Annotated in this window: 21 protein-coding genes and 1 pseudogene; 10 read left to right on the top strand and 12 right to left on the bottom strand. The window is 38.0% G+C overall.

What is annotated here, in order from left to right; genetic code table 11:
• Positions 1-2 precede the first annotated feature (2 nt).
• The 3 genes from BAU15_RS06775 to bglB form a co-directional block, all read right to left on the bottom strand.
• A complete protein-coding gene (locus tag BAU15_RS06775; RefSeq protein WP_161841982.1) occupies positions 3-488 on the bottom strand; it encodes a TRAP transporter small permease in 486 nt (161 codons plus the stop codon).
• An 11-nt stretch (positions 489-499) separates the two neighbouring features.
• Complete coding sequence (locus tag BAU15_RS06780) at positions 500-1,522, bottom strand: TRAP transporter substrate-binding protein (RefSeq protein ID WP_161841983.1); 1,023 nt, start codon at positions 1,520-1,522, stop codon at positions 500-502.
• A gap of 168 nt (positions 1,523-1,690) precedes the next feature.
• Entirely contained in the window at positions 1,691-2,797 is a 1,107-nt protein-coding gene (gene bglB, locus BAU15_RS06785; protein WP_161841984.1) for a beta-galactosidase BglB, read from the bottom strand.
• Between the two features lie 213 nt (positions 2,798-3,010).
• On the opposite strand from bglB, the gene BAU15_RS06790 reads away from it, so the two are divergent.
• Positions 3,011-3,901, top strand: coding sequence for an AraC family transcriptional regulator (locus BAU15_RS06790; protein ID WP_420022122.1), 891 nt, complete (start codon positions 3,011-3,013; stop codon positions 3,899-3,901).
• Between the two features lie 193 nt (positions 3,902-4,094).
• On the opposite strand, the gene BAU15_RS06795 is transcribed toward BAU15_RS06790, so the two are convergent.
• Positions 4,095-5,441 carry a glucose-6-phosphate isomerase gene (locus tag BAU15_RS06795; protein WP_161841985.1) on the bottom strand — a complete coding sequence of 449 codons (1,347 nt, stop codon included), beginning with the start codon at positions 5,439-5,441 and terminating at the stop codon, positions 4,095-4,097.
• Positions 5,442-5,568: 127 nt separating this feature from the next.
• Entirely contained in the window at positions 5,569-6,918 is a 1,350-nt protein-coding gene (gdhA, locus tag BAU15_RS06800) for an NADP-specific glutamate dehydrogenase (protein WP_161841986.1), read from the bottom strand.
• Positions 6,919-7,047: 129 nt separating this feature from the next.
• Here gdhA and BAU15_RS06805 point away from each other — a divergent pair, with 129 nt between their 5' ends.
• Positions 7,048-8,322: a BaiN/RdsA family NAD(P)/FAD-dependent oxidoreductase gene (locus BAU15_RS06805; protein WP_161841987.1), complete on the top strand. Its 1,275-nt coding sequence runs from the start codon at positions 7,048-7,050 to the stop codon at positions 8,320-8,322.
• A 169-nt stretch (positions 8,323-8,491) separates the two neighbouring features.
• On the opposite strand, the gene ybaK is transcribed toward BAU15_RS06805, so the two are convergent.
• The gene (ybaK, locus tag BAU15_RS06810) at positions 8,492-8,983 is read right to left on the bottom strand and encodes a Cys-tRNA(Pro) deacylase (protein ID WP_161841988.1); all 492 of its coding nucleotides are present in this window, start codon (positions 8,981-8,983) and stop codon (positions 8,492-8,494) included.
• A 130-nt stretch (positions 8,984-9,113) separates the two neighbouring features.
• On the opposite strand from ybaK, the gene BAU15_RS06815 reads away from it, so the two are divergent.
• A complete protein-coding gene (locus BAU15_RS06815; RefSeq protein ID WP_161841989.1) occupies positions 9,114-10,154 on the top strand; it encodes a tagatose 1,6-diphosphate aldolase in 1,041 nt (346 codons plus the stop codon).
• Between the two features lie 159 nt (positions 10,155-10,313).
• Here the strand turns inward: BAU15_RS06815 and BAU15_RS06820 are convergent, their stop codons facing one another.
• Positions 10,314-11,486 carry a class I SAM-dependent rRNA methyltransferase gene (locus tag BAU15_RS06820; protein ID WP_161841990.1) on the bottom strand — a complete coding sequence of 391 codons (1,173 nt, stop codon included), beginning with the start codon at positions 11,484-11,486 and terminating at the stop codon, positions 10,314-10,316.
• A gap of 253 nt (positions 11,487-11,739) precedes the next feature.
• Here BAU15_RS06820 and BAU15_RS06825 point away from each other — a divergent pair, with 253 nt between their 5' ends.
• The 4 genes from BAU15_RS06825 to BAU15_RS06840 all read left to right on the top strand — a co-directional run bounded on the left by BAU15_RS06825 (position 11,740) and on the right by BAU15_RS06840 (position 16,595).
• Positions 11,740-13,887, top strand: coding sequence for an LTA synthase family protein (locus BAU15_RS06825; protein WP_161841991.1), 2,148 nt, complete (start codon positions 11,740-11,742; stop codon positions 13,885-13,887).
• Between the two features lie 188 nt (positions 13,888-14,075).
• Positions 14,076-14,825 carry a hypothetical protein gene (locus tag BAU15_RS06830; protein ID WP_161841992.1) on the top strand — a complete coding sequence of 250 codons (750 nt, stop codon included), beginning with the start codon at positions 14,076-14,078 and terminating at the stop codon, positions 14,823-14,825.
• A complete protein-coding gene (locus BAU15_RS06835; protein WP_161841993.1) occupies positions 14,822-15,349 on the top strand; it encodes an ATP-binding cassette domain-containing protein in 528 nt (175 codons plus the stop codon). Before BAU15_RS06830 ends, BAU15_RS06835 begins: the two co-directional genes overlap by 4 nt.
• Before the next feature lie 355 nt (positions 15,350-15,704).
• Positions 15,705-16,595: a helix-turn-helix domain-containing protein gene (locus tag BAU15_RS06840; RefSeq protein WP_161841994.1), complete on the top strand. Its 891-nt coding sequence runs from the start codon at positions 15,705-15,707 to the stop codon at positions 16,593-16,595.
• A gap of 168 nt (positions 16,596-16,763) precedes the next feature.
• Here BAU15_RS06840 and BAU15_RS06845 read toward each other — a convergent pair whose 3' ends face one another.
• From BAU15_RS06845 to BAU15_RS06855, 3 genes and pseudogenes are all read right to left on the bottom strand, one after another.
• Positions 16,764-18,185 carry a sensor histidine kinase gene (locus tag BAU15_RS06845; protein WP_161841995.1) on the bottom strand — a complete coding sequence of 474 codons (1,422 nt, stop codon included), beginning with the start codon at positions 18,183-18,185 and terminating at the stop codon, positions 16,764-16,766.
• Positions 18,185-18,907: a response regulator transcription factor gene (locus BAU15_RS06850; protein ID WP_161841996.1), complete on the bottom strand. Its 723-nt coding sequence runs from the start codon at positions 18,905-18,907 to the stop codon at positions 18,185-18,187. The genes BAU15_RS06845 and BAU15_RS06850 overlap by 1 nt, the downstream gene beginning before the upstream one ends.
• Positions 18,888-19,245: pseudogene (locus tag BAU15_RS06855) on the bottom strand (SdpI family protein). Before BAU15_RS06855 ends, BAU15_RS06850 begins: the two are co-directional and overlap by 20 nt.
• A gap of 202 nt (positions 19,246-19,447) precedes the next feature.
• On the opposite strand from BAU15_RS06855, the gene BAU15_RS06860 reads away from it, so the two are divergent.
• Positions 19,448-20,221 (top strand): Cof-type HAD-IIB family hydrolase, encoded by a 774-nt coding sequence (locus BAU15_RS06860; protein ID WP_161841998.1) that lies wholly within the window; start codon positions 19,448-19,450, stop codon positions 20,219-20,221.
• 296 nt (positions 20,222-20,517) lie between these two features.
• Positions 20,518-20,685 (top strand): hypothetical protein, encoded by a 168-nt coding sequence (locus BAU15_RS06865; protein WP_161841999.1) that lies wholly within the window; start codon positions 20,518-20,520, stop codon positions 20,683-20,685.
• 153 nt (positions 20,686-20,838) lie between these two features.
• Here the strand turns inward: BAU15_RS06865 and BAU15_RS06870 are convergent, their stop codons facing one another.
• The gene (locus BAU15_RS06870; RefSeq protein WP_161842000.1) at positions 20,839-21,702 is read right to left on the bottom strand and encodes an AraC family transcriptional regulator; all 864 of its coding nucleotides are present in this window, start codon (positions 21,700-21,702) and stop codon (positions 20,839-20,841) included.
• A 323-nt stretch (positions 21,703-22,025) separates the two neighbouring features.
• The gene (locus tag BAU15_RS06875) at positions 22,026-22,949 is read right to left on the bottom strand and encodes an NADP-dependent oxidoreductase (RefSeq protein ID WP_161842001.1); all 924 of its coding nucleotides are present in this window, start codon (positions 22,947-22,949) and stop codon (positions 22,026-22,028) included.
• A 148-nt stretch (positions 22,950-23,097) separates the two neighbouring features.
• Between BAU15_RS06875 and BAU15_RS06880 the strand changes: the two genes are divergently transcribed.
• Positions 23,098-23,928 (top strand): helix-turn-helix domain-containing protein, encoded by an 831-nt coding sequence (locus BAU15_RS06880; protein WP_161842002.1) that lies wholly within the window; start codon positions 23,098-23,100, stop codon positions 23,926-23,928.
• Positions 23,929-23,971: the final 43 nt, after the last annotated feature.

Here is a 23,971-nt window from a genome sequence, read left to right on the forward strand (position 1 = left end):
AATTACCCCTCCTGTTGACTTTCTTCTTTGACTGGTTGCTCAAATAAATTCAGCAAACTGTAGATAAACATAATCACTCCTGATACTGGTACTGCTAAGTACACATAGCCCATTGAAAGAGACAGAGACGGCGAAATTTGCCCCATTGTTACAGTGACTGCTTTCCAACCACCGAAAATCATGATAACTGCCGCAAAGACTAAAAATAAAATTTGGATAATAATTTCCAACAAACGTTTGTTTTTACCACTAAGATTATCGCTTAACATTGTTACGGCTAAATGACTTCTCTTACCTACAACATAAGCCGATGCCAACATAGATAACCAAACTAACCCAAAACGAACCAGTTCTTCAGTGATTGTATTAGGACTATTCAATACCGTTCGAGTAAATACTTGATAAAGAACGGTTAGAATCATTACTGCTAAAAGAACGGAACCAAAAATTTCTAATACTTTATCTAAAGTATTTCTAATTGCTTTCATGCTAACTCCTCCTACTTCATTTCATCCGCTACAGCTCGAATTTGTTCATAAAGTTCTTTGTAATCTGCATCTTTTTTGAACTGATCATGTAAAGGCTGTACTGCTTTTTGGAAAGGTGCGTTGTCCACGTCATTGTACTCCACACCGTACTCTTCAGTTGCAACTGCTTTCTCTTCTTCGACTGCTTGTTTGAATACTGCTTTTTCAAACTCTGTCGATTCTTTTGCTGCTTCAAGAACTGCTTCATATTGTTCATCAGAAAGACGCTCTTTCACACTATCGTTCATAATCACAATATCCGGTACACGAGTATGCTCATCGTAAGAATAATATTTAGCCACGCCACCATGTCCTGCTGTATGAAGAACAAATTCGTTGTTTTCTGCCCCATTAATTAATTTAGATTGTAATGAAGTATAAACTTCTGAACTTCCCATAGGAACTGGTGAGCCACCAAGTAATTCAACCATTTTAATAGCCGTTTCACTCTGCATTACACGAATTTTCTTCCCTTTCAAATCATCCGGTGTCTTCACTGGACCATCTGTCATGTAAAAGCTACGTTGACCAGAGTCATAATAAGTTACACCAATAAAGCCAAGTTCTTCTGTCGAACGATAAATCCCATCCATAATGTCTTTATCTTCCATTACTTTAAAGAAGTGTTCTTCGTTATCAAAGATATAAGGGACTGAGAAAATAGAATAGTCTTTAGAAAAACTTTCTAATGCTGAACCACTTACCTTGGTGAAATCTATCCCACCTGTTTGTGTCAACTCAATCAATTCTGTTTCTCCACCCAACTGACCATCAGGGAAATACTCAATTTTAACATCGCCATCTGTTTTTTCCTCAACTAGTCTGCCGAATTCATTCATTGAATCGATAACCGGTTGACTATTACTGGAATACGCATAACGCAGAATAACCTGATCATTTGAATCCGCTTTCGCACTACCGCTACCGCAACCACTCAATAAAGTCAGTCCAGCTAGCGAAAACATCAATCCAGAAATAACATGTCGTTTCTTCATTCTTCTTCCTCCTAATTCTCCATGCTCCACTATGTGAGCCATTTTCCACTCCCAGAACACAGATTATAAATAACTATTGTTTTCTAAAATTTAAGCACGAACTCTGGTCACTACTATCTATTCATTTATAAATCATAGTGACCTGTAGTCCACACTTTAGTTATTCTCTTAACAATAAGAAACCAATAATTCTGTTAAGCACAGAATCGTTAATGATTGTCCGTATGGCATAGCTGTCATACCGATATTCTTATAAAAGTCTAAATCATCGCCCATACCTGTTCCGATTGAAACATGTTGTACTTCACCTTTATCATCAATCTCTTCTAACAAACCAGCCATCGCTTTGTAAGCAACTTCTTCATACTCACTGCTGATATATTTTTTGTGAACAGCTTTCAATATGCCGTAAGCAAAGCCAGCAGTTGCTGAAGATTCTAAATATGAACTCGAATCATTTAACAATGTATGCCACAAACCTGACTCATGCTGATATTTCGCTAGAGAAGCAACCTGTGCATTCAACGTGCTGATCAAGAAATCTCTCAGTCCATCGCCTTTAGGTAATTCTAAAATTTCAATAATTTCTGGAATCGCGATTGTAATCCAGCAGTTTCCACGTGCCCATAAAGCTTCAGCGTAGTTATGGTTTCCTTCAAATGTCCACCCGTGATACCACAAGCCTGTTTTCTTATCCATCAAATATTTGATATGGATCATGAATTGATGTTTCGCCTCTTCCAGATACTCCGGACGATTCAACAATTTACCAATCTTAGCTAACGGTAAAACCGTCATCATCAATGTGTCATCCCACAGCTGATTTGTATTGGCTGGTCCATAAGTCGCATGCTGCAAGCCATTTTCATTCGTTCTAGGCATATCGTGCATTACCCATTCAGCCCATTGCTCTAAATAAGGTATGTATTTTGAATCTCTTGTATCTTCATAAAGATAAGCCATCGTTAACAATGGAGCCATTGTGTTAACATTTTTCGGCGGCGCGCCTTCTTTCATGCGGCCATCAAACCAATCATTGACAACTTTTAAAGCTTTCTCATTCTTAGTAATTTGGAAATTTTTATAAATGCCATACAAACCAACACCTTGTGGCCAATTCCAAATCGTCCAGCTTTTATCGTCAACTTTTAGTCCATCAAAATCTAAAAGAAACTCTCCGCTGTTATCTTTGATAGTTGTTAAATTTTCAATCATTAAATCAATTTTTGCTTCTACGGTTTCTTTTGGTACAAATAATTCTTGTTTTATAATCATGGTATAATTAGTCCCCTTCAAGTTTTTTTCTCTGAAAACATTTCTGCAAAGCGCTTTCAGTTCCTGAACATGTTTTCAGTTTAACAAGTTATCAAAAATGAATATATAGCAAAAATTGCCTAATTACTGCCAAAAATTGCACATAAAGCCTTTTCATTTGTTTTTTGTTGTATAATAAAACACAGGAAAAAGAAAAAACAGGAGGAATTTTTAATGAATGAGCCCCCATTGATCAATACTTCACTAGTGAACACGATGCTATCAAATGACTATGAACTCTTCCATGTCAAGGATCTGGTAGTTCAAGAGAAAACGCTCTATCATTATCATGACTTTTATGAAATTCATTGCACATTATCCGGCACAGCCAACTTCTACTTGGATGGAAAACAGTACTTATTGAAACCTGGCTCTGTTATTTTTATCCATAGTTTAGATTTACATCGCATCGTCAAGCAAGATTCTGAAGTATATGAACGTGTCTATATGTTTATTACGCCTAACTTTTTACGTAATCATTCTAGCAAATATACCAATTTAGAGCGCTGCTTTCATGCAACTGGGACTACGAAAAGTAAAATCGTTCAAACTACCCCTGAACAGCTTACCTACTACCTCTCTTCACTTGAAGAGCCGATTAATAAAAAAACCTATGGTATGGACTTGAAATATACTCAGAAATTTATCGACTTTTTAGTTTACTTAAATAAATTAGTTATGAGTGAAGAAAACGACGTTCAACCCAAAGAGGTCTTGGAAAATAGTATGATCGAAGAGTTGATGGTGTATGTTTCGGAGAACTTAGAAGCTTCATTGACACTTGAAGACGTCGCAAAGAAGTTTTTTGTCAGCAAATATTACATTGCCCGCATGTTTAAAAAGACGACTGGTTTTACCTTTCACAGTTATGTTTTAAAAAAGCGGCTACTCTATGCAAAGCAGCTATTAGTGACCTATAAGAATTCCAATGAAATCTATCTTCAATGTGGATTCAAGTCCTATTCTCATTTCCTAAAAAGCTTCAAGAAAGAATTTGGACTTACCCCGAAAGAGTATTTAAAGAAACACCAAAATCAAGAAATCATCTTTTTCGATCACCATTAATTAGTCTCACAAAAATGATTTTAAAAATCTTTTATTTTTCGCGAAAAGGTAAGCGATTGCATATATTGAGAATACTCCTTCCTTGCCTCATCAAAGATAGAACCAAAAAACGGAGAATCCCGCAGGACTCTCCGTTTTTTTATACATATACTCGACTTATCGAGCTAGATTTTCTTTAGTAATGAACGACTGATTATAGACGTGCGTTCAATTCTTTGGCTAAATCTTCAAAGCCTGGTTTGCCTAAAAGGGCAAACATATTTTTCTTGTAAGCTTCCACACCTGGTTGGTCAAATGGATTTACGCCATTTAAGTAGCCAGAGATACCCACAGCGATTTCGAAGAAGTACATAGTGTACCCTAATGTGTAAGCATCCATTGCTGGAATTTTAACTAATAAGTTTGGTACATCACCATCTGTATGTGCAAGTAAAGTTCCTTCGAAAGCTTTTGTATTAACGAAGTCAACTTCTTTTCCTTGCAAGTAGCCTAAGCCATCTAGGTCTGCTTCTTGTGTTGGAATTGCCACAGATTTGCGAGGGTTTTCAACTTTAACGACTGTCTCAAAAATGTTACGACGACCTTCTTGGATATATTGTCCTAGAGAGTGTAAATCAGTTGAGAAGTTCGCGCTTGAAGGGTAAATCCCTTTTTGGTCTTTTCCTTCTGACTCACCGAATAATTGTTTCCACCATTCAGAAAAATATTGCATTCCTGGTTCGTAGTTAATCAATAATTCAGTTACTTTGCCTTTACGGTATAAAATGTTACGCATCGCTGCATATTGATACGCTTCATTTTCTGATAATTTATCACTTGAGTAAGCATCGCTCGCATCTGCAGCACCTTGCATTAAGGCATCTACATCCGCACCACTTGCTGCAATCGGTAGTAAACCAACTGCTGTCAATACAGAAAAACGTCCGCCGACATCATCAGGAATCACAAATGTTTCCCATTTTTCAGCATCTGCTTCAACTTTTACCGCCCCTTTGGCTTTATCAGTTGTTGCGTAGATACGTTTGTTTGCTTCTTCTTGACCATATTTTTTCACAAGTAATTCTTTGAAAACACGGAAAGCAATTGCTGGTTCAGTAGTAGTACCAGATTTTGAAATGACATTCACTGAGAAATCACGTTCACCAATCACTTCGATTAAATCTGCTAAATACGTTGAGCTGATAGAATTTCCAGCGTAGAAGATTTGTGGTGCTTTACGATCTGCTTTATCTAACATGTTAAAGAAGCTGTGATTTAAGAAATCAATCGCCGCACGGGCACCTAGATAAGAGCCACCGATACCGATAACGACTAATACTTCAGAGTCAGATTGAATTTTTTCCGCTGCTTTTTTAATGCGAGCAAATTCTTCCTTATCATATGCTTTTGGTAGATCAATCCAGCCACGAAAATCGCTTCCCGCTCCTGTTCCTTCGCGCAAAGTATTATGAGCAGCAGTTACTGCACTTTGCATATAGTCCAATTCATGGGCATTAACAAATGGCGCTACTTTTGAATAATCAAATTGAATGTGTGACATGTTTTTTTAGTCCTCCTTGAAAGTAAACTTCATACATATATTACTTTACGTTTTTTTCGCATTTATTTCAAGTAAATAAGTAAAGCGTCTTACTTTTTTCTCATAAATTAAAGTTCTAGCTACGAATCTATACCAATCCTTGAGCTAACATCGCTTTGGCTACTTTTCCAAAACCAGCGACATTTGCACCCATCATTAGATTTTTTTCATCGCCATAAGCTTTGGCTGTATCGCGGCAAGTTTCGTAAATATTTAGCATAATATCATCTAATCGTTGATCAACATCTTCTTTTGTCCAAGATAAACGTTGTGAGTTTTGGCTCATTTCTAGCGCTGAAACAGCTACCCCACCAGCATTCGCTGCTTTTCCTGGGCAATAGTACACGCCATTTTCCAATAACACGCCAACCGCATCAAGTGAACAAGGCATATTAGCCCCTTCGCCAACGATTTTCACGCCATTTTTCACTAAGTTTTTCGCCTGTTCACCACTAACTTCATTTTGAGTGGCACATGGCAAGGCAATATCAACTGGTTTGTCTAATGACCAAACCGATTCGCCTGCAAAATATTCCGCTGATGGACGTTTTTCAGCATAGGCTGTTAAACGTTCACGCTTCACTTCTTTGATTTCTTTTAGTAAGTCTAAATCAATACCTTCTGCATCGTAAATATATCCACTAGAATCAGAACAAGTCGTCACTTTAGCACCTAATTCTTGGGCTTTTTCGATGGCATAAATTGCCACATTTCCGCTACCAGAAACGAAGACATTTTTGCCTTTAAAGGAATCTTTATCATTTGCAAGTAAATGTTTCACATAATAAACCAAGCCATAACCGGTTGCTTCTGTCCGACCTTTGCTACCCCAAAAGTCTAGTGGTTTACCAGTTAAAATTCCGGCATCATATTGTTTCAAACGCTTGTATGCGCCGAATAAGTAGCCGATTTCCCGTCCGCCTACACCAATATCACCTGCTGGCACATCTGTATCTGGTCCAATATGTTTCGATAGTTCTGTCATGAAACTTTGACAAAAACGCATCACTTCTGCATCTGATTTTCCTTTAGGATCAAAATCACTGCCACCTTTACCGCCACCAATTGGTAAGCCAGTTAAGCTGTTTTTGAAGATTTGCTCGAAAGCCAAGAACTTCAAAATACTTAGATTAACACTCGGGTGGAAACGTAAGCCACCTTTATAAGGGCCTAACGCAGAATTGTATTGGATGCGATAGCCGCGATTTACTTGCCAGTTCCCTTGGTCATCTTGCCACGGCACACGAAATTGAATAATGCGTTCTGGTTCAATCAAGACACCTAAAATATTTTGTTCGATGTACTCTGGATGATCTTCCAAAAAAGCAGTAACCGTTGGTAAAAGTTCATCTACCGCCTGAATAAATTCAGTTTGCCCGGCATCTTTCTCCCGAATTTTTTGTTGAATTGACGCGACATATTGCTTTGCTTCTGTCATAGTTTCACTCTCCTTCATTCTTTGTAGCTCTTATTGTATCGCACTTTTTCCATCTTCGCATCATCTATGCATGAATTTTTTCTGAATTTTTCCACAATTTATGCTAGACTCTTGATTGAGGTGAAAAAAATGACGACAAAATATGATGTAATCGTTGTTGGTGCAGGAACCAGTGGCATGATGGCCGCTATTTCAGCCGCTGAAAATGGCGCAAACGTTTTATTAATAGAAAAGAACAAAAAAGCCGGAAAAAAACTATTGATGACCGGCGGTGGACGTTGTAATGTGACGAACAATCGCCCAGTGGAAGATTTAATCGCACATATCCCAGGCAACGGGAAATTTCTATACAGTGCCTTCTCTCAGTGGACAAATTTCGATATCATGAACTTTTTTGAAAGTAACGGGGTTCACTTAAAAGAAGAGGATCATGGGCGAATGTTTCCAATCACCAATAAATCAAAAACAATTATCGAGACACTTCTTCAACGGTTAACAGATTTCGGCGTAACTCTGCATTTTGGTTCAAAAGTTGAAAAGTTAATTCATAAAGACGGTCAAATCTATGGTTTGCGCACAGAATTAGAAGAATTTCGGGCGCCTTGTGTCATTCTGACAACTGGTGGTCGGACCTATCCTTCCACCGGTGCCACTGGTGATGGCTACAAAATTGCTAAGAAAGTGGGTCACACTATCACGCGGCTCTATGCGACTGAATCACCTATGATTTCAGATGAAACATTTATTGAAAAGAGAACTTTACAAGGCCTTTCCTTAGATGACATTTCTTTACAAGTCCTGAATCAAAAAGGAAAAGTTGTCACTGAGCACATTATGGACCTCCTTTTTACCCACTTTGGTGTTTCAGGACCAGCAGCTTTACGGTGCTCTAGCTTCGTCAATCAAGAATTGGAAGAAACAAACGGTCAACCCGTTACGCTTCGCCTAGACTGTTTCCCAGAAATTTCAGCCCAAGAATTAACCAAACAAGCGAGCGCACTGTTAAAAGACTCTAAAAAGTCTCTTGCCAACGCATTGAAAGGCTTCTTACCTGAACGGTTATTAGACTTCTACCTTGAAAAGTGTCACCTACACGAATTAAGTGCGCCACAGGTCACAGACGCCCAACTAGAAGAATTTATTCATCTATGTAAAAGTTTTGAGTTTACCATTTCTAAAACTTTCCCAATCGAAAAATCATTTGTAACTGGCGGGGGCATTTCATTAAAGGAAATCCAACCGAAAACGATGGAAAGTAAGTTAGTTCAAGGATTATTTTTTGCAGGAGAACTGTTAGATATTAACGGTTATACCGGCGGTTTCAACATTACTGCAGCTTTCGTAACCGGACATGTTGCTGGCCAACACGCCGCGGAAGTTGCTGCCTACACTTACCTAGAGTAGCCTACCCTAACGAACAAATAAGCCCGCAGCATTGTGGAAAGACTTTTAAAAGCTTCCCACAATGCTGCGGGCTATTATTCTGAAGTAACCTATCTAGCTACCCTATTTTCTTCCTATTCTTCATTCCGTTCATTTCTAATATCACCGACTCAATGATTAGCACCAGTTATTACAACAATTGTAAATCTGTAAAGACTGCTTTAGTCAATTGCTGGATGCCGCTAGCGGCTAATTCCATCTGCAATCCTCGTTTTCCTGCGGAAATAATGATGGTTTCAAATGATTGCGCCGAAGCATCGATAAACGTCGGAAATAATTTTTTCATGCCGATGGGCGAACAGCCACCTCGAATGTAACCAGTGGTAGCCTCCAAATCCTTCAAATGTAACATTTCAACTTTCTTATTACCACTGACCTTAGCCAGCTTTTTTAAATCAAGTTCTTGATTCCCTGGAATAACCGCTACGATTGGTCCGGTTTTGTTGCCTGTTGCGACTAATGTTTTAAATATCTGACTTTTATCTTGGTGTAACTGTTCAGCAACATCACTTGCCCCTACATGCTCTTCAGACCATGCGTATTCATGCTCTATATAAGGAATCTTTTTTTGCTCGACTAAACGAATTGCATTGGTTTTTGTAGGCGTCTTTTTCTTTGCCATCCTCTTCACCTCAGACTTAGTCTACCAAAATTAGCTAAACATGCAACTAAAAAATAGCCAACCTTATCATTTGGTTGATTGACAAACTAGGCGTACACTTAGTTTATAAAACTACGAGGAGGACACAGAAATGAAAACAAGAATTTCTAGAGGTAAATTTGAAAAAATGCAACAACTTTCAAACGATCAAGGAGTCATCGCCGCTTTAGCTATTGATCAACGAGGCTCTATGAAAAAAATGATGGAAGCTGCTGTCGGGCCTGAAAAGTTTACAATGGACCATGTGTACGAATTCAAAGAACTCGTGTCACAAGAATTGACTAAATATGTTAGTGCCATCTTATTGGATGAAGAATATGGCTTCAAAGGGATTGCTGCGAAAAATCCTCAAGCTGGCTTGATTATGTCGTACGAAAAAACCGGCTATGATGTCTCCACACCAGGCCGCTTACCTGAATTATTGCCCAATGAATCGTTAGACCGTTTACTAGAAAAAGGCGCCGACGCAGCCAAAGTATTGGTCTATTACAATCCTGACGATCCACAAGAAATATTGGACGTTAAACACGCGTTTCTTGAACGCTTAGGAACGGAAGCTTTAGCAGCCGACATTCCCGTCTTTGTCGAACCGATCGTCTACGACAACGAAATCTCAGATGACCATTCTCCTGAGTTCGCGAAGATAAAACCTAAAAAAGTTATTGATACGATTAAAGAATTCACCAAAGATAAATACCATATTGATATCTTAAAAGTCGAAGTCCCTGTCCTCTTTAACCTAGTAGAAGGCTATACTGCTGAAGGCATTTCTCCTGTCTATACACAAGCCGAAGCCGCTGCCTACTTCAAAGAAGCCAGTGACGCAGCCACTCGCCCATTCATTTATTTAAGCGCTGGTGTTCCTGCAGAAATTTTCCGCGAAGAACTCATCTTTGCCGGCAAACACGGCGCTACTTACTCAGGTATTCTAGGCGGTCGTGCCACTTGGCGTGATGGTGTTGAAATCTACGGAAAACAAGGTAAAGAGGCTCTAATCAATTGGTTAGATACCCAAGGCAAAGAAAATGTGGACGAACTAAATCAAATCCTCGCCGACTATGCAAAACCTTGGTACGAAATCTATGGTGGCCTAGATAATATCGAAGTGTTTGATATTGATGTAATGAACTAAACAATCAAAAAAACTTCTTCCGGTGTGCTGGAAGAAGTTTTTTTGAAGTTTTTATAAAACTATTGATGCCACCTATATCTATTGACGAAATGCCAGAATCGAATGCTGTCTGTTAGTTATTAAACATTTCCTACTATTATATAAGTATTTTTCAACTCCCTATTTTGTAATTTTATAGAAGAAAACTTTTAAATAATTTCCTTCTTCAAATTCAGGAATCGTTTTGAAATCTGCTGGCAGCTGATATTCGTTGACTTTTTTAAAGCGGACTTGCTTGTTCTTCAGACTTTCTTCGATCATCTTCTGGAATTTTTCTCTTGAAACATTTGCTGCATTAGTAGAAGCCACTAGCAACCCTTCTGCACTGAGGATATCGACGCTGTCTTCCACCAAATCCCCATAGTTTTTGGCAACACTGAAGACCTTCTTCTTATTTCTTGCAAAGCTTGGTGGGTCCAACACAATCACATCAAAATGCAGATCTTTTCTAGCTGCATATTTAAAATACTCAAAGACATCCATTACGACAATTTTATTTTCTTCTAATCCTAAGCCATTGACTTCAAATTGTTCCCTAGTCTTTGGCAAACTGCGCTTGGCTAAATCAACGCTTGTAGTCTGACTTGCACCGCCCATCTTAGCTGCGACCGAGAAGGCCCCTGTATAGCTGAACATGTTCAAAAGGCTTTTTCCTGCAACCAATCCCATAGATAATGCTTCGCGAACTTCCTTTTGATCTAAGAAAATCCCCGTCATTAATCCTTCATTTAAATAGGTAGCATAAGTAATATTGTTTTCTTTTACCAACAAAGGTTCTGGTGCTTCTTTTCCGTACAACCATTGGCTTTCAGGTAATTTCCCATCAGAAAATCGAATCTTTTCGTAGGCCCCCACAACTTCTGGAAAAACCTGCTTAAAGGCTGCAACAATCTCCTCTTTATTTTGGAAAAGCGTCTGATTATACCAGGAAAAAACCGCGTAGGACTCATATAAATCAATAATTAATCCTCCTAGACCATCACCTTCTCCATTGAAAATGCGAAAAGCTGTCGTCGTCTCATCTAAGAAATAACGTTCACGAGCTTTCTTAGCTGTCGTGAAAAGTTTTGCAAAAAAAGCTAGCTGTATGGGTTCATCTTTGTTACTTAAGACCCAACCTATTCCTTTATTCTGTTCTCCTAGATAGCCCTTTGCGAGAAATCGTCCCGCTTCATTTACAAATGAAACCCATTGTTTCGTAGGTTTTACTTCCCTCACTAAATCCTCTTTTTGCAAAAGTGGATAACCTCGGCGCAGTTTTTTCTCGGCCTGTTTTGTTACTCTAATTTCCATATGCTCACCTGCTCTTATAATCTATTTGTTTAGTATAGCAAAAAAAGGACTGACTGTCTGAAGCAATCTTGAGAAAGCACTGGAAAATAAATTCTGAAAGAGCAGACCTAAAGAAATACTTAAAGTGGAGCTCAAAGTATGTGTGACGCTTGATTTCAATTGACACCAAAGCCTGTTGCGAGTAAAATGTAAAGAAGTTATGGCAATCATTGACGTGTTTTCAGTGTGCCTTGAACGGAAAGGAAGGTTAAAATTGAAAAAATTAAAAACTCCCGCCTTTTTAAATACGCGGCTTGGCTTTTTTTCATTAGCAGCCTTATTATTTTGGTTAAAAAATCTATTTGCTTATCATTTTGACTTTAATTTGGGTATAGAAAACTCATTCCAGTATTTTATTTTACTAATAAATCCGATTGCAACGACCCTCTTCTTGCTAGGAATTGCCTTGTATATAAGGAGAACAAAACCTTCTTACATAACAATGATGGTGATTTATTTCTTAATGACAGTCTTGCTATTCTCAAATGTGACCTACTATCGTGAATTCACCGATTTCATTACTGTGAATACGATGCTGGGTGCTGGGAAAGTAGCCAGTGGCTTAGGTGAAAGTGCTCTTCGCCTGTTACGTCCTTATGATATCGTGTATTTCTTAGATATCATTGTGATGGCCGTATTACTGATCTTCAAGAAAATCAAGATGGACACACGTCCTGTAAGAATTCCTATGGCAGTCGCTATTTCAGCCTTTGCCTTGATGATTTTCTCAGGAAACTTAACCCTTGCTGAAGCGTCTCGTCCCGAATTACTGACGCGGACCTTTTCACGTGATTACATTGTAAAATATCTGGGCATCAACGCGTTTACCGTCTATGACGGAGTAACTACCTATAAGACGACGCAAGTGCGTGCGCAAGCCAGTGCCAATGATATGAAAACAGCTGAAGAATATGTCAAAAATCATTACGCTGCACCAAATGATGAAATGTTTGGCATCGCCAAAGGAAAAAATGTCATTTATATCCATTTGGAAAGCTTCCAACAATTCTTGTTAGATTATAAGTTAACAGATGAGAGTGGCGTTGAGCATGAAGTGACACCTTTCTTAAACAACCTGTACCATAGTAATAGCACATTTGCCTTTGACAACTTTTTCCATCAAGTCTCAGCCGGTAAAACAAGTGATGCTGAAACTTTAATGGAGAACTCATTGTTTGGCTTAAATCAAGGCTCACTATTTACTCAATTAGGCGATAAGAACACATTTGAAGCAGCTCCAGCAATTCTCGATCAAACGCAAGGCTATTCAAGTGCTGTCTTTCACGGAAATGCCGGAAACTTTTGGAACCGAAATGAAACATACAAACATCTAGGATATGAAAATTTCTTTGACGCCTCTTATTACGATGTCAATGATGAAAATTCATTCCAGTATGGCTTGCATGACAAACCATTCTTCCAACAATCCGTACAATACTTGGAACATTTACAACAACCTTTTTACTCAAAATTTATTACTGTTTCTAATCACTACCCTTATTCACAATTTACCAATGATGAAGGTGGTTTCCCACTAGCAACTACCTCAGACGAAACAATCAATGGCTACTTTGCTACAGCGAACTATCTTGATAAAGCAGTCGAAGAATTCTTTAATTATTTAAAGGCCTCTGGCTTATATGAGAACTCTGTTGTTGTGCTTTACGGCGACCATTATGGAGTTTCTGAATCTCGGAATAAAAACTTAGCTGAGTTGATTGGCAAAGATAGTGAATCTTGGACTGATTTTGACAATGCTCAAATGCAACGTGTCCCTTATATGATTCACGTTCCTGGTCAAGAAAATGGTGGTATTAATCATACCTATGGTGGCCAAGTCGATGCATTACCAACGCTACTCCATTTATTAGGTGTAGATACGAGCAACTATATTCAGTTAGGACAGGACTTGTTCTCGAAAGATCATGACCAGCTAGTCGCTTTCAGAAATGGCGATTTTGTTACACCTAACTACACTTACCGTGGTGGTACAGTCTATGAAAATAAAACAGGTGAAGCAATTCCGACTCTCTCTAACTCGTTAACAGAGCAAGTTGAGACTTGGAAAGATGAAGTCGATAATCAATTAAGTATTTCCGATCAAATCAACAATGGTGACCTCCTTCGTTTCTACACGGAAAGTGGTTTAACCGCAGTGGATCCAACTGATTATGACTACAAAGATTCGCTTGATCGTCTACTTGATAAAGAACACACGCTAGGCAAGAAATCAACGAGTGTTTACAGTCAAAATAATAATCAATCAACTGTTGATCTGTATCAGACTGAAACCTACAAACAGTACAACGGAGACACTACTGTCTCTGATGCACAAACTGAAAATGCTGAGACAAACAAATAGCATACAAAAAGGACGAACGCTTTGGTGTTCGTCCTTTTTGTATGCACAGTTAAATTCGCGATTTCCTCTAGGAAAATCATAAAAATCAGTGATTTACCAAGTATACAAGCTCATCTTTCACTTTTTTTATTGCAGTTCTTCATACTTTATTCATAATCATTGCCTATACTGATAGTGAGGTGAACAGCATGAAGACACTCTACTATGCCCTAGCAAGTATCCGCTACCACAAAAAGTTATCTCTCATCTATGGTTTATTTTTTGGCCTCTTCTTGTTTTTATTTACTTTTTTACTCAATTTAAAGGAGACAGTTCTTCTTTTACATAGTCAAGTATCCACTCGAATGGCGCTGATGGAGGCTCAAGTTAAAGAAGCCCCTCCTTCAATGCCTTTAGACAATCAGCAAGTCACACAAGTCACTCAGCTCTATCAAATGGTGCTCTATGGCTGCATCGGTGTTTTTCTCTTAATCACGCTTGTCATGCTGTCTTTCTTCTTTCGCTACAAGAAAAAAGAGCTCCTTCAATGGCGAATAGTTGGCTTACGCTATCGTGAAATTCTTCGATTATTAATCGTCGAATCTATGTTGCCAGCAGTCGCTGTAGCATTCCTTGTCACGACAAGTTTGTTTGTTTTTCAGAACACCTATGAAACTCTTTTACAAACAGCCAATCTACAAATCTTAAATAGCTTGAATTTAGATCACTACCCAGCGGTTAATCTGGCCACCGATAGTCAAGCCTTCATCATCGGTCTCCCCTTTGACCAAGTCAGTTTGTTTCAAGTTGATTTTACCAATCATTTTTGGTCTTCCGCTGTTTTTGTAACCGCGCTAAAAGTTTGTGGTGTGATGATTCTTTCCATTAGTTTTTTAGTTAGCTGTGTGAGTCTCTCTCTAATCAAGCATTGGACAAAAAAAGGACGGTGGACCGTATGAGCTTTCAAAAATTAGTAAGTTTTTTTGAAGAAACGCATATAACAGCCATATTAGAAGCCTCAGAGCGTTTAGATGAAGAGGTCGCCTACTTTATCGAGTATAGTTTTCAAACGGTAAATTCGCCATTTGGACTCCTTCATCGCGAATGGCTTCCCGTCCCTTATTTATCAATTATCGATAATCTACTGCTAGGTACTTCTTTGAAAAAAAAGGAAGCAAAACCTGCCGTCTTAGAGACTCTCGCCGCAGTCAATTTAGAAGAGCAGATACTAACCAAATCGCTTACGGAACTCTCTAGTTTTGAAGAAATAAAACTACAACTAGTGCATTATTTATTACTAGAAAAACGAGCAATTCTTATTGGGGACATCTTTACCTATCTGTCTGTCCAACAAATTCAAGAATTACTGCCACTCTTACGCCACCTAGCCAAACATTCACACCTAGCAATTGTGATCTTGACGGCCGATACATCAATCGCCCACAGCCCTTACATGGATAAATTAATTTGTCCTTTAGATTGAACCAACAGCAAACGCTCTTTGGAGGATAGTACTACATCCTTTAAAGAGCGTTTTGTTTTTTTATCCATTCTACTCTCCTACCTTTTTCTAGCCTTAATCTAGTTGTATTAGGTTTCTTCATCTTTTTCAAAACAACGCTTGCACATAACATCCGTTATCCTTTATCCTATTATTAATAGTAAAACTTTTAATTTTACTGGAAAAATGCCTCATTTATTAAAAAAAGTGCTTATCTTTTCTAATATTTAGCAGAAAATAATGATTTAGAAGAGAAAGGAAACTATAGTTTCCTTTTTTACCCACATTACAGATAAAATACTCAAAGAATAACTGAACTTTCGAAAGGTTGAACAATATGCAAAATTTTGGCCCAGTGTACGGCAAATTAAGAGAGCAAAAAGGCTTCTCAATCCGTGAATCAGCCACAGGTACTATCTCCCCTCAATTTTTGAGAAAATTTGAAAAGGGAACCAGCGACATTCGTCTATCCAATTTTATTCAACTCTTATATAAATCAAACATTTCCATTGTCGAATTCGTCAATGAATTTGAGGACGAATCCATCGATTACTTAATTGACGATTTGGAAGACAGACTAGACCAAATATTTACGACGAATAACCTAATGCAGATTAAAGACTTACATAAACAGTACAAAGAATTAAAAGAGCAATCCGATGACCGTAAATATGAACATCTCTATCAACTGATTACCTATCATTACCAGCGCATTTCAGGTATCCCCACTGATAGAGAAAAAATGTTTGAAGAAGGCACCAATTATTTGCGTAATGTCTATCAGTGGGGCCGCTATGAATTTTTCTTAGCAAGCTACATGGTGATGCCTTTTTCCGATGAAGAGCTCTACTCAATCACCGCTCAAATTATTCGTCGGCAGCATAAACATGACGCCAATAAGCGCCACCTACTAGATTTTTGGCTCCAAGTAGTCAATGAATTCATCAGACGTGAAAACACGAAAGCCGCTGAACACTTTTTGGATCTCTATTTCCAGCAAATCAGTAGTGGCCGCTTAATCAAATATATGACCTACGATACGTTCGCTAATTTTCTAAAAGGCACGATCCTAGTCAGCAAAGACGACCCTTCTGGCGTGACTATTTGTAAACAGATCATTGATTTTTATCATGACGTACTAGACAATACATCTTACGCAAATATGCTCCATAAACACTTACTGAGACACATCGAAGACTCTAATCTTGAGCTAGATGAACATCTCTAACACAAAACCCGTGGCCCCTAATTTTAGCTATCGATCAACGATTCTATAGCTAAATCAAGCACCACGGGTTTATTTTTTTAGATGATCCGACTACAGCTAAGCCGCACACACTGACATTTACTATTTACTTGTCTTTAAGCGGATAAGCCTTCCTTTATTTTGACGCGCCTACGCTTCATCCTCTAATTCTACATCAGGAAAACTAATCATGAAGACCGTCCCTTTTCCTAGCTCACTCTCTACCGCTAATTTTCCTTTATGCAAACGAACTAGCTGCTGAACGATAGGCAGCCCCAAACCAGATTCACCATATTTTGTATTTTTTCTTGATGGATCCACTTTATAATAGCGATCCCAAATACTTCTTTGCTGCTCCTCGCTCATACCAATACCAGTATCTGCTATTTTAACAATCGTCTCTAAATAGCCTTTCTCGATACTCACGCGAATCTCGCCGTCTTGTGTAAATTGAATGGCATTTTGCAAAATATTGACCATGATTTGCACAAATCGGTCATAATCGGCATAGACTTCAATCGATTCTGTGGTTTCTAGAATCAACTGATCATTAGCTGCCTCAGCCTTTTTCTCCAGCTGAGTCAAGAGGTTTGCCAAAGTTTCTGTCCCATCAAATTTTTTGATCACCATGCTAATTTGATTGGTCCGAATTTTTTCATAATCAAGATTTTCATTCACCAGTCGAATCAAACGTTCTGTCTCATTTTTCATTAAGCGAACAGCATTCTCTTTTTGACTCTCAGGAATCGCATTGTACTCCAAGCCCTCTAACAATCCATTAATCGTCGTCAACGGCGTCCTCATCTCGTGAGATGCATCTGCCATAAACTGTCTTCGTCTTTCCTCTTGTTGCTCAATTTCTTCCTGCGACGCCTTCAACGAACTGGCCATCTTATTGAAATCCTCTGCCAAATCGTCAAACTCATCCTTGTCATGAACTGGTAAGACGATATCAAAATTACCATTCGTGATTTCCTTCGTTGCTGCACGCATCCGTGTAATTCGTTTGACCTGGAAGGCTGCAAATACATAACTAACAATCAGCGCAATAATACTAGAAATGATGAACCCTTTAAACAAATTATACGTAAATGCCCGAACGCTATCCTCGATATTTTTCGCTGGCTGACTCAAAATAAGCACACCAAAAAATTCACCTTGCGAATTAACCGGAACCATCATATAGGAAGTCGACTGATCTTCTCCATAAATATTCTTTTTGTCCGTCACTTTCTTGCGCTCACCACGAGCAAAGGATTGCCATTGCTCGTCAGAAATCTTGACTACAGGTTTTTTCTCTTTATCTAAAGGGTAAATCACCCGATTATCCTTATCGATAAATAGAAAGTTAACCGATTGTTGGCTAAGAACCGTTTCTGTGTAATTTAAAGCTAATTCAAATGTATTATTTTCAGCTAACTTCTGCACAGACTCCGCATAATCCGATAGTTGCTTATAGTTATTATCTTCAATTGTTTGTTTCGTTAACTGCGTAAAAGACACCCCAACAATCAGCAGTATCAGTGCAATAACGCCCCAGAACGCGAGCAATTGTTGATAAAGATATCTCATTAGGCCACACCCGAATCATCAAATTTATAACCAATACCCCAGACTGTTTGAATGATTTGTGGCCCTACTTTTTCAATTTTTTGACGTAATTTTTTGATATGCGCATCGACTGTCCGCTCATCGCCAAAATACTGATAATCCCAGACTAACTCTAGTAACTGCTCACGAGAAAATACTTGGCGTGGTTTTTTTGCCAACGTATACAGTAAATCAAATTCTTTTGGCGTTAACCCATCAATCGGTTTTCCAGCTAAATAAGCTTCACGTGTTTTTGTATTCATCCGAAAATGTGCAGTCTGAACATCAAATGTTTGATCATCATTCACTGGATGGGTCGCTCCAGTTGTTTCAGCAAGCTCGCTGCGTCTATGTAACGCCTTCATACGTGCAATCAAAGTCAATGGACTAAACGGTTTAGTCACGTAGTCATCCGCGCCCATTTCTAGACCAATTACTTGATCACTCTCTGAATCGCGGGCAGTCAACATAATAATCGGTACCGTACTAGATACTTTTCGAATCTCACGTCCGACTAGCATGCCGTCCATACTTGGTAAATTCAGATCCAAGGTCACCATATCCCATTTGCCTGGTTCTGCTAAGAAAGCCTCTAATCCTTCTTTCCCATCATATTTGAACGTGGCTTCCCAACCTTCGTTTAAAAAGAACATTTGCATCATCTCTGAAACAGATTCATTGTCTTCAATCATTAAGATATTCATTTTTATTCACTCTCCTGTACAAATTCTTTATCAAATTTCTCTAATTTTTTTTCAGTTAGTATAAAAATCGGCATAATTGGGAAGACTAACACAAGCATTTCAACAAGAAAAAAATTCGTATGCCCTGTCGTCTTTAAGACCCAGCCAATCAGCGCCATTAGTCCGCCAAAAAGAAGGAAATTCCAGCTGCTAACCTTTTGCGCATAGCGAAAATGTGCGTCACTCTTTTCAGCCAATGGCGAATGATAACCAAACAAACGCGCCTCACGTTTTGCCGGGATAAATTTCATTAGAAGTCCTAAAATAATTAAGAAACTTCCTACATATAAAAAGATCATTCTTCTCTCCCCTACCTTCTTCTAATAGTATACTCTAAAAGAACCGCAACACCAATTATCTTCAACATTTCTTCATGAAAGCTTTTGGTTTTGGTCAATTTTTGATATGATAAATAGGCAACGAACGAAAAGAACAGTCATCAAATCACAGATACCCATTTATAGAAGACGAACAAACTATTTTATACAAGGAGCTTTTATTATGTCAAACTACCGCGCTGTCGCTTTTTTCGATTTAGATGGAACCTTGCTCGATGCTCAGTCAAATGTTACTACTGAAGTGGCCTCTGCCATGAGTCAACTCAAAAAAAATCAAGTACTCCCTGTTATCGCAACTGGCCGAACAGAGATTGAAATATTGAAAATTAAGCAACAAACGGGGATTACTTCCAATATTGTTATGAATGGTTCGTTCATTCGTGTCGATGGTGAACCCGTCTATTCTAGTTATTTTACCGAAGAAGAATGCCAACGTATGTATGATTTGACCACAGAACAAGGCCATCTTTTATCCTATTATAATGAAGAACATATCTGGTGCACGGGGCACAATCAAACATTAGTAGATGCCTATAACTTCATTCATTCAGAAGTTCCACCAATTCAACCACTTGGCTTCAAAGAACAACCAGTAAAAATGCTGCTAGTGCTCAGTCAGTCCGGTGATGAAGTCTACCATGAGGCGTTTCCTGAAATGACCTTCTATCGAAATGGTCCCTATTCAATTGATATTGTAAAAAAAGGAATCTCAAAAGGAACCGGCGTCTCAACACTAATGGATGTCATGAATCTAACGGGTATCCCTACCTATGGCTTTGGCGACGGCCCTAACGACTTCGCTTTATTAGAAGCTTGCGATCATAAGATTGCGATGGGTAATGCCGTACCTGAACTAAAAGAAATTTCGACTTTTGTCTCTAAGAAAAATACGGAAGGCGGCATTGTTCACGCCCTCAAACATTTCGACCTACTCTAATTTATTCTGACAATATAACGTTCAGATTTCATTAATCACTTTCAATATAAATCAATCATACACAAAATATAAGCAACCAGACTATCTATATCACAGACTACTCATTTGGGTAGTCTTTTTTTATTAAGAAATACTCAAGCTAGTTGATTCTTTAGAAATAATGGCATAGAATAAATAAGTCGTTTTTTATATACAATAAAAAAATAGTCAGATGACCGCTATGCTCAATCAGGGCTGTCATAACGTAAAACAACCAAAATTTCATAACTAATTGATATAAAGGAGTTGCCCCACTTATGGGATTTTCAATCATCTTGCTGATTCTTTTTCTGCTCAGCTTCGCAAGTACAGTCTATGGTGCTATGAAAAAAAATAAATCGCTGCTACTAGGAAGTTTCATCATGCTATTAGCGCTCTTCACGATTATTCTCTACTTTGTCTGTGCCATGCCAGAAACACTCTAGCTCACCTAAATACACGAAATTAGCAAAAATAATCAGTAATAACAGCTAGTAACGCTGCCCTTTTCTAGCTTACTTAACCCAAAAACAAAAGAGTCTGAGGTCCTCGTCAAAGCTTGACGTAAACCTCAGACTCTTTCTATTTGTTAACTCACTTTAAACACTTTTTTTCACGGCAATCCAGACTTCACTATAAACCTCTTCTTGCTTCTCAGAATACTCCGTAAACGAAATCTCTGGTGCCTCCACTAATTCATAGCCTGACGAAGGCAGCCATTCAGAAAAGATCCGCGCCATGGTCTCCTGCAATGTTTGAGGAAACAAGCCCTTATTAGGAAAAATCGCCCAGGTATGTGCTGGCACCGTCAACTGCTCTAAATCTGTATATGGATTTTCCTGTGTTGAAAGAAAGCCAATCATGTGTGTCAGTTCACCGGTTTCTTCCATCCTTGTTTCATCAAAATTATACGACACGTTGACGACTTGATTCGGGTACAAATCGCCCACCTCATGCATCTCAGCTCTTTGCTCTGGCGTGATAGATTGTGCTAACTCAATAATTGACTGATTGACCCCTTCAAATTGAATAGGCACTTTTTTGGCAACCCCAATAATGTTAAATTGTTCTTTGTTTTCTAGTTTTAGTTCCATAGAAATTCCTCCCTTAACGTTGATATAAAAGGTGAGTTTGGGAAATGTCTTTTGAAAATTTAGCTTCTTAATTTCTGAAGGTAGATACCCACTCCACTCACGAAACGCGCGCGAAAAGCCATCGAGTGATTGATAGCCATACTTAAAAGCCACTTCCGTCACTGGCATCCCCTGTAATAAATCGACATTTGCTAAAGAAAGTTTTCGATTCTTAACATATTCAGCAATCGAGACCCCCGCAATAAAAGAAAATGTTCGCTTCAAATGATAATCCGAAATTCCCATCTTCAGCGAAAGATCCTTCAAAGACAACTCCTCAAGCAAGTGCTCCTCGAGATAATCAACTAATTGATTTAAATTTTTCAGCATGCACATTCCTCCTCCTCACAAAAACTATCATACAAGGAACTAAACTCAGATACTCGACTATTCTTAGACAACAATTGTCGTATCGATTTACCTTCCAGATGGATACAATTAAGAACAGCCACCACTTCCATGGATACTCTGCAACTAGCCATCATTCACTATTCTAATCCCTATACTGGAAAATAAACAAGTAACTTTATCAGTCTAACCCTTGAAAAGCTTAGTCAACACTTAAGTCAAATAATAAACTTTTTGAAAAAAAGAAAAGTATTTTCGTTTCATTTCATTATAAAACCCGCCTCCACTATCAAGAAAGATACCTATTAAATAAATTCTAATAAAATTCTGCCGTGAGAGCTACTATTTACTGATTCATGTTGTGCCTTATAAACCTCAGAATAATGATAGATACTCTGAATTTGGGCTTTCAATTTCCCACTTTTCAATAACGCCAATATCTCTTTATACTCATTTGGCATGATGGAACCATTTGCAAAAGAAAAGTGTTGTCCCCTTTCTTCAATTGGAAAATCGGATGTTGAAAGTGAAAGTAATTCAAACTTATCATAAACTGCTGCAATCAATTCAATTAATCTATTACTACCAACGGTATCAATAATTTTGTTAGGTTGTGATGCATTGCGCAAATCACTCATTAATTGTGATGAAGTATAATCAATCACTTCATCAGCACCGAGACCGTGAACAAATTCAATATTCCCGCTTGAAGCTAGTCCGATAATACTTGCTCCTAAAAGTCGAAGCATTTGAACTAAATATGTCCCTACCCCTCCTGAAGCACCCGTGACCAAGACTCTATCGCCATGCACGATTTTTAAATGTTTTATGGCCATCCAAGCTGCATCGGCACCTCCGATAATTGTCCCTGCTTCTTGTAATGAGAGACCTTTGGGAACTTTTATTACAGCTGGGGGAATATTAGAAATACTTATCTCTTGGGCAGCTCCAGTAGGCGTTACACCTATTACCGATTGACCAATTAATGATTTTTTTCGCAAATATCCAGTTTCTACCACTTTTCCAGCAAATGCATATCCAATTGTCATAGGTAGCTTGACTGGACGTAATCTCTTTAATTTACCTTCTTCAGTCAAAATATCATAAGGTAATACGGGCACATAATGTGTCTGGATCTTTAAAGATTGTGGCAACATGATGGAAGTAGTCTTGTCTACAATTTTTAATGCATCGATACCGTCGTAGTTAATTTGTTGAATAGCTTTCATTGTAATCACTCACTCCTTTTTTATCATTCTATTTTGTTCAAAGACAAAAATATAATAAGCGTTCTTATTTTTTTTAATTTGAATGAGCATTATTTTGAGAGTATAATACAGTCTATTGAATTTGTATTTATTTTGGGAGGTAGTTGCAATGGATAAACAGACTTTTGGCATTACATTGAAAAAAATTAGAAAAAGTAAAAATATCTCCCAAAAAGCATTAAGTGAAGGTTTATGTTCACAGCCAATGCTTTCATCAATTGAAAATGGTAAGTATATTCCTAACAGCAAATTATTGATTGGCCTTTGTCAAAAATTAGGAATTCAGGCGGATACATTAGTACTACAAGATCATTATAAAATAAGCAGTTCTTTTGAATTTAGTAAACACGCTGAAGATTTGTGTGATCAACATAAATACCAAGAATTAAAAGATTTTCTAACAAGTGATAATGTTTTACAATCGATTGATACCTCCAGTGAATACCAAGCATACTATTACTATTTAGGCTGTAGTGAGTACCATCTTGATCCTACGTTAACTGCAAGTGAAAGCGACTTTCAGTTAGTACTAGCCGAAAATCAATCAAATGGCGTGCCCAATACTTTATCTAGATTAGCACTAGGAGGGTTAGGGTTAGTTTACGCTCGAAAGCAGCAAACAGCTCTTAGTAAAAAATTTTCTGATTTGAGTTTAGAGCAAATTTCTAATACACTTTACGAAGAAAATTTAAATATTCTATTCTATTTAAAAGCCTACGGTGATTTTCTAAATGGTCGTTTTTCATCAGCTGCCACAACAATTGACGAAGGTATTTCATTCATTACTCAGCATCAATCAATTTACATGCTGGCTAATTTATATTTTTTATTAGCTACAGTCACCGATAAATCTATCTCCGAAGAGGGATTAGCAGAAGCCAGACACCGAAGTAATATTTTTGAGGAATTATACCACGAGAAAATTTTTAAAAATATATAAGAATTCTTATTATCCCAGAAAGTAAATATTGTCTACCATAGGA

This window comes from Candidatus Enterococcus huntleyi, assembly GCF_009933175.1.
GTDB lineage: Bacteria > Bacillota > Bacilli > Lactobacillales > Enterococcaceae > Enterococcus_K > Enterococcus_K huntleyi.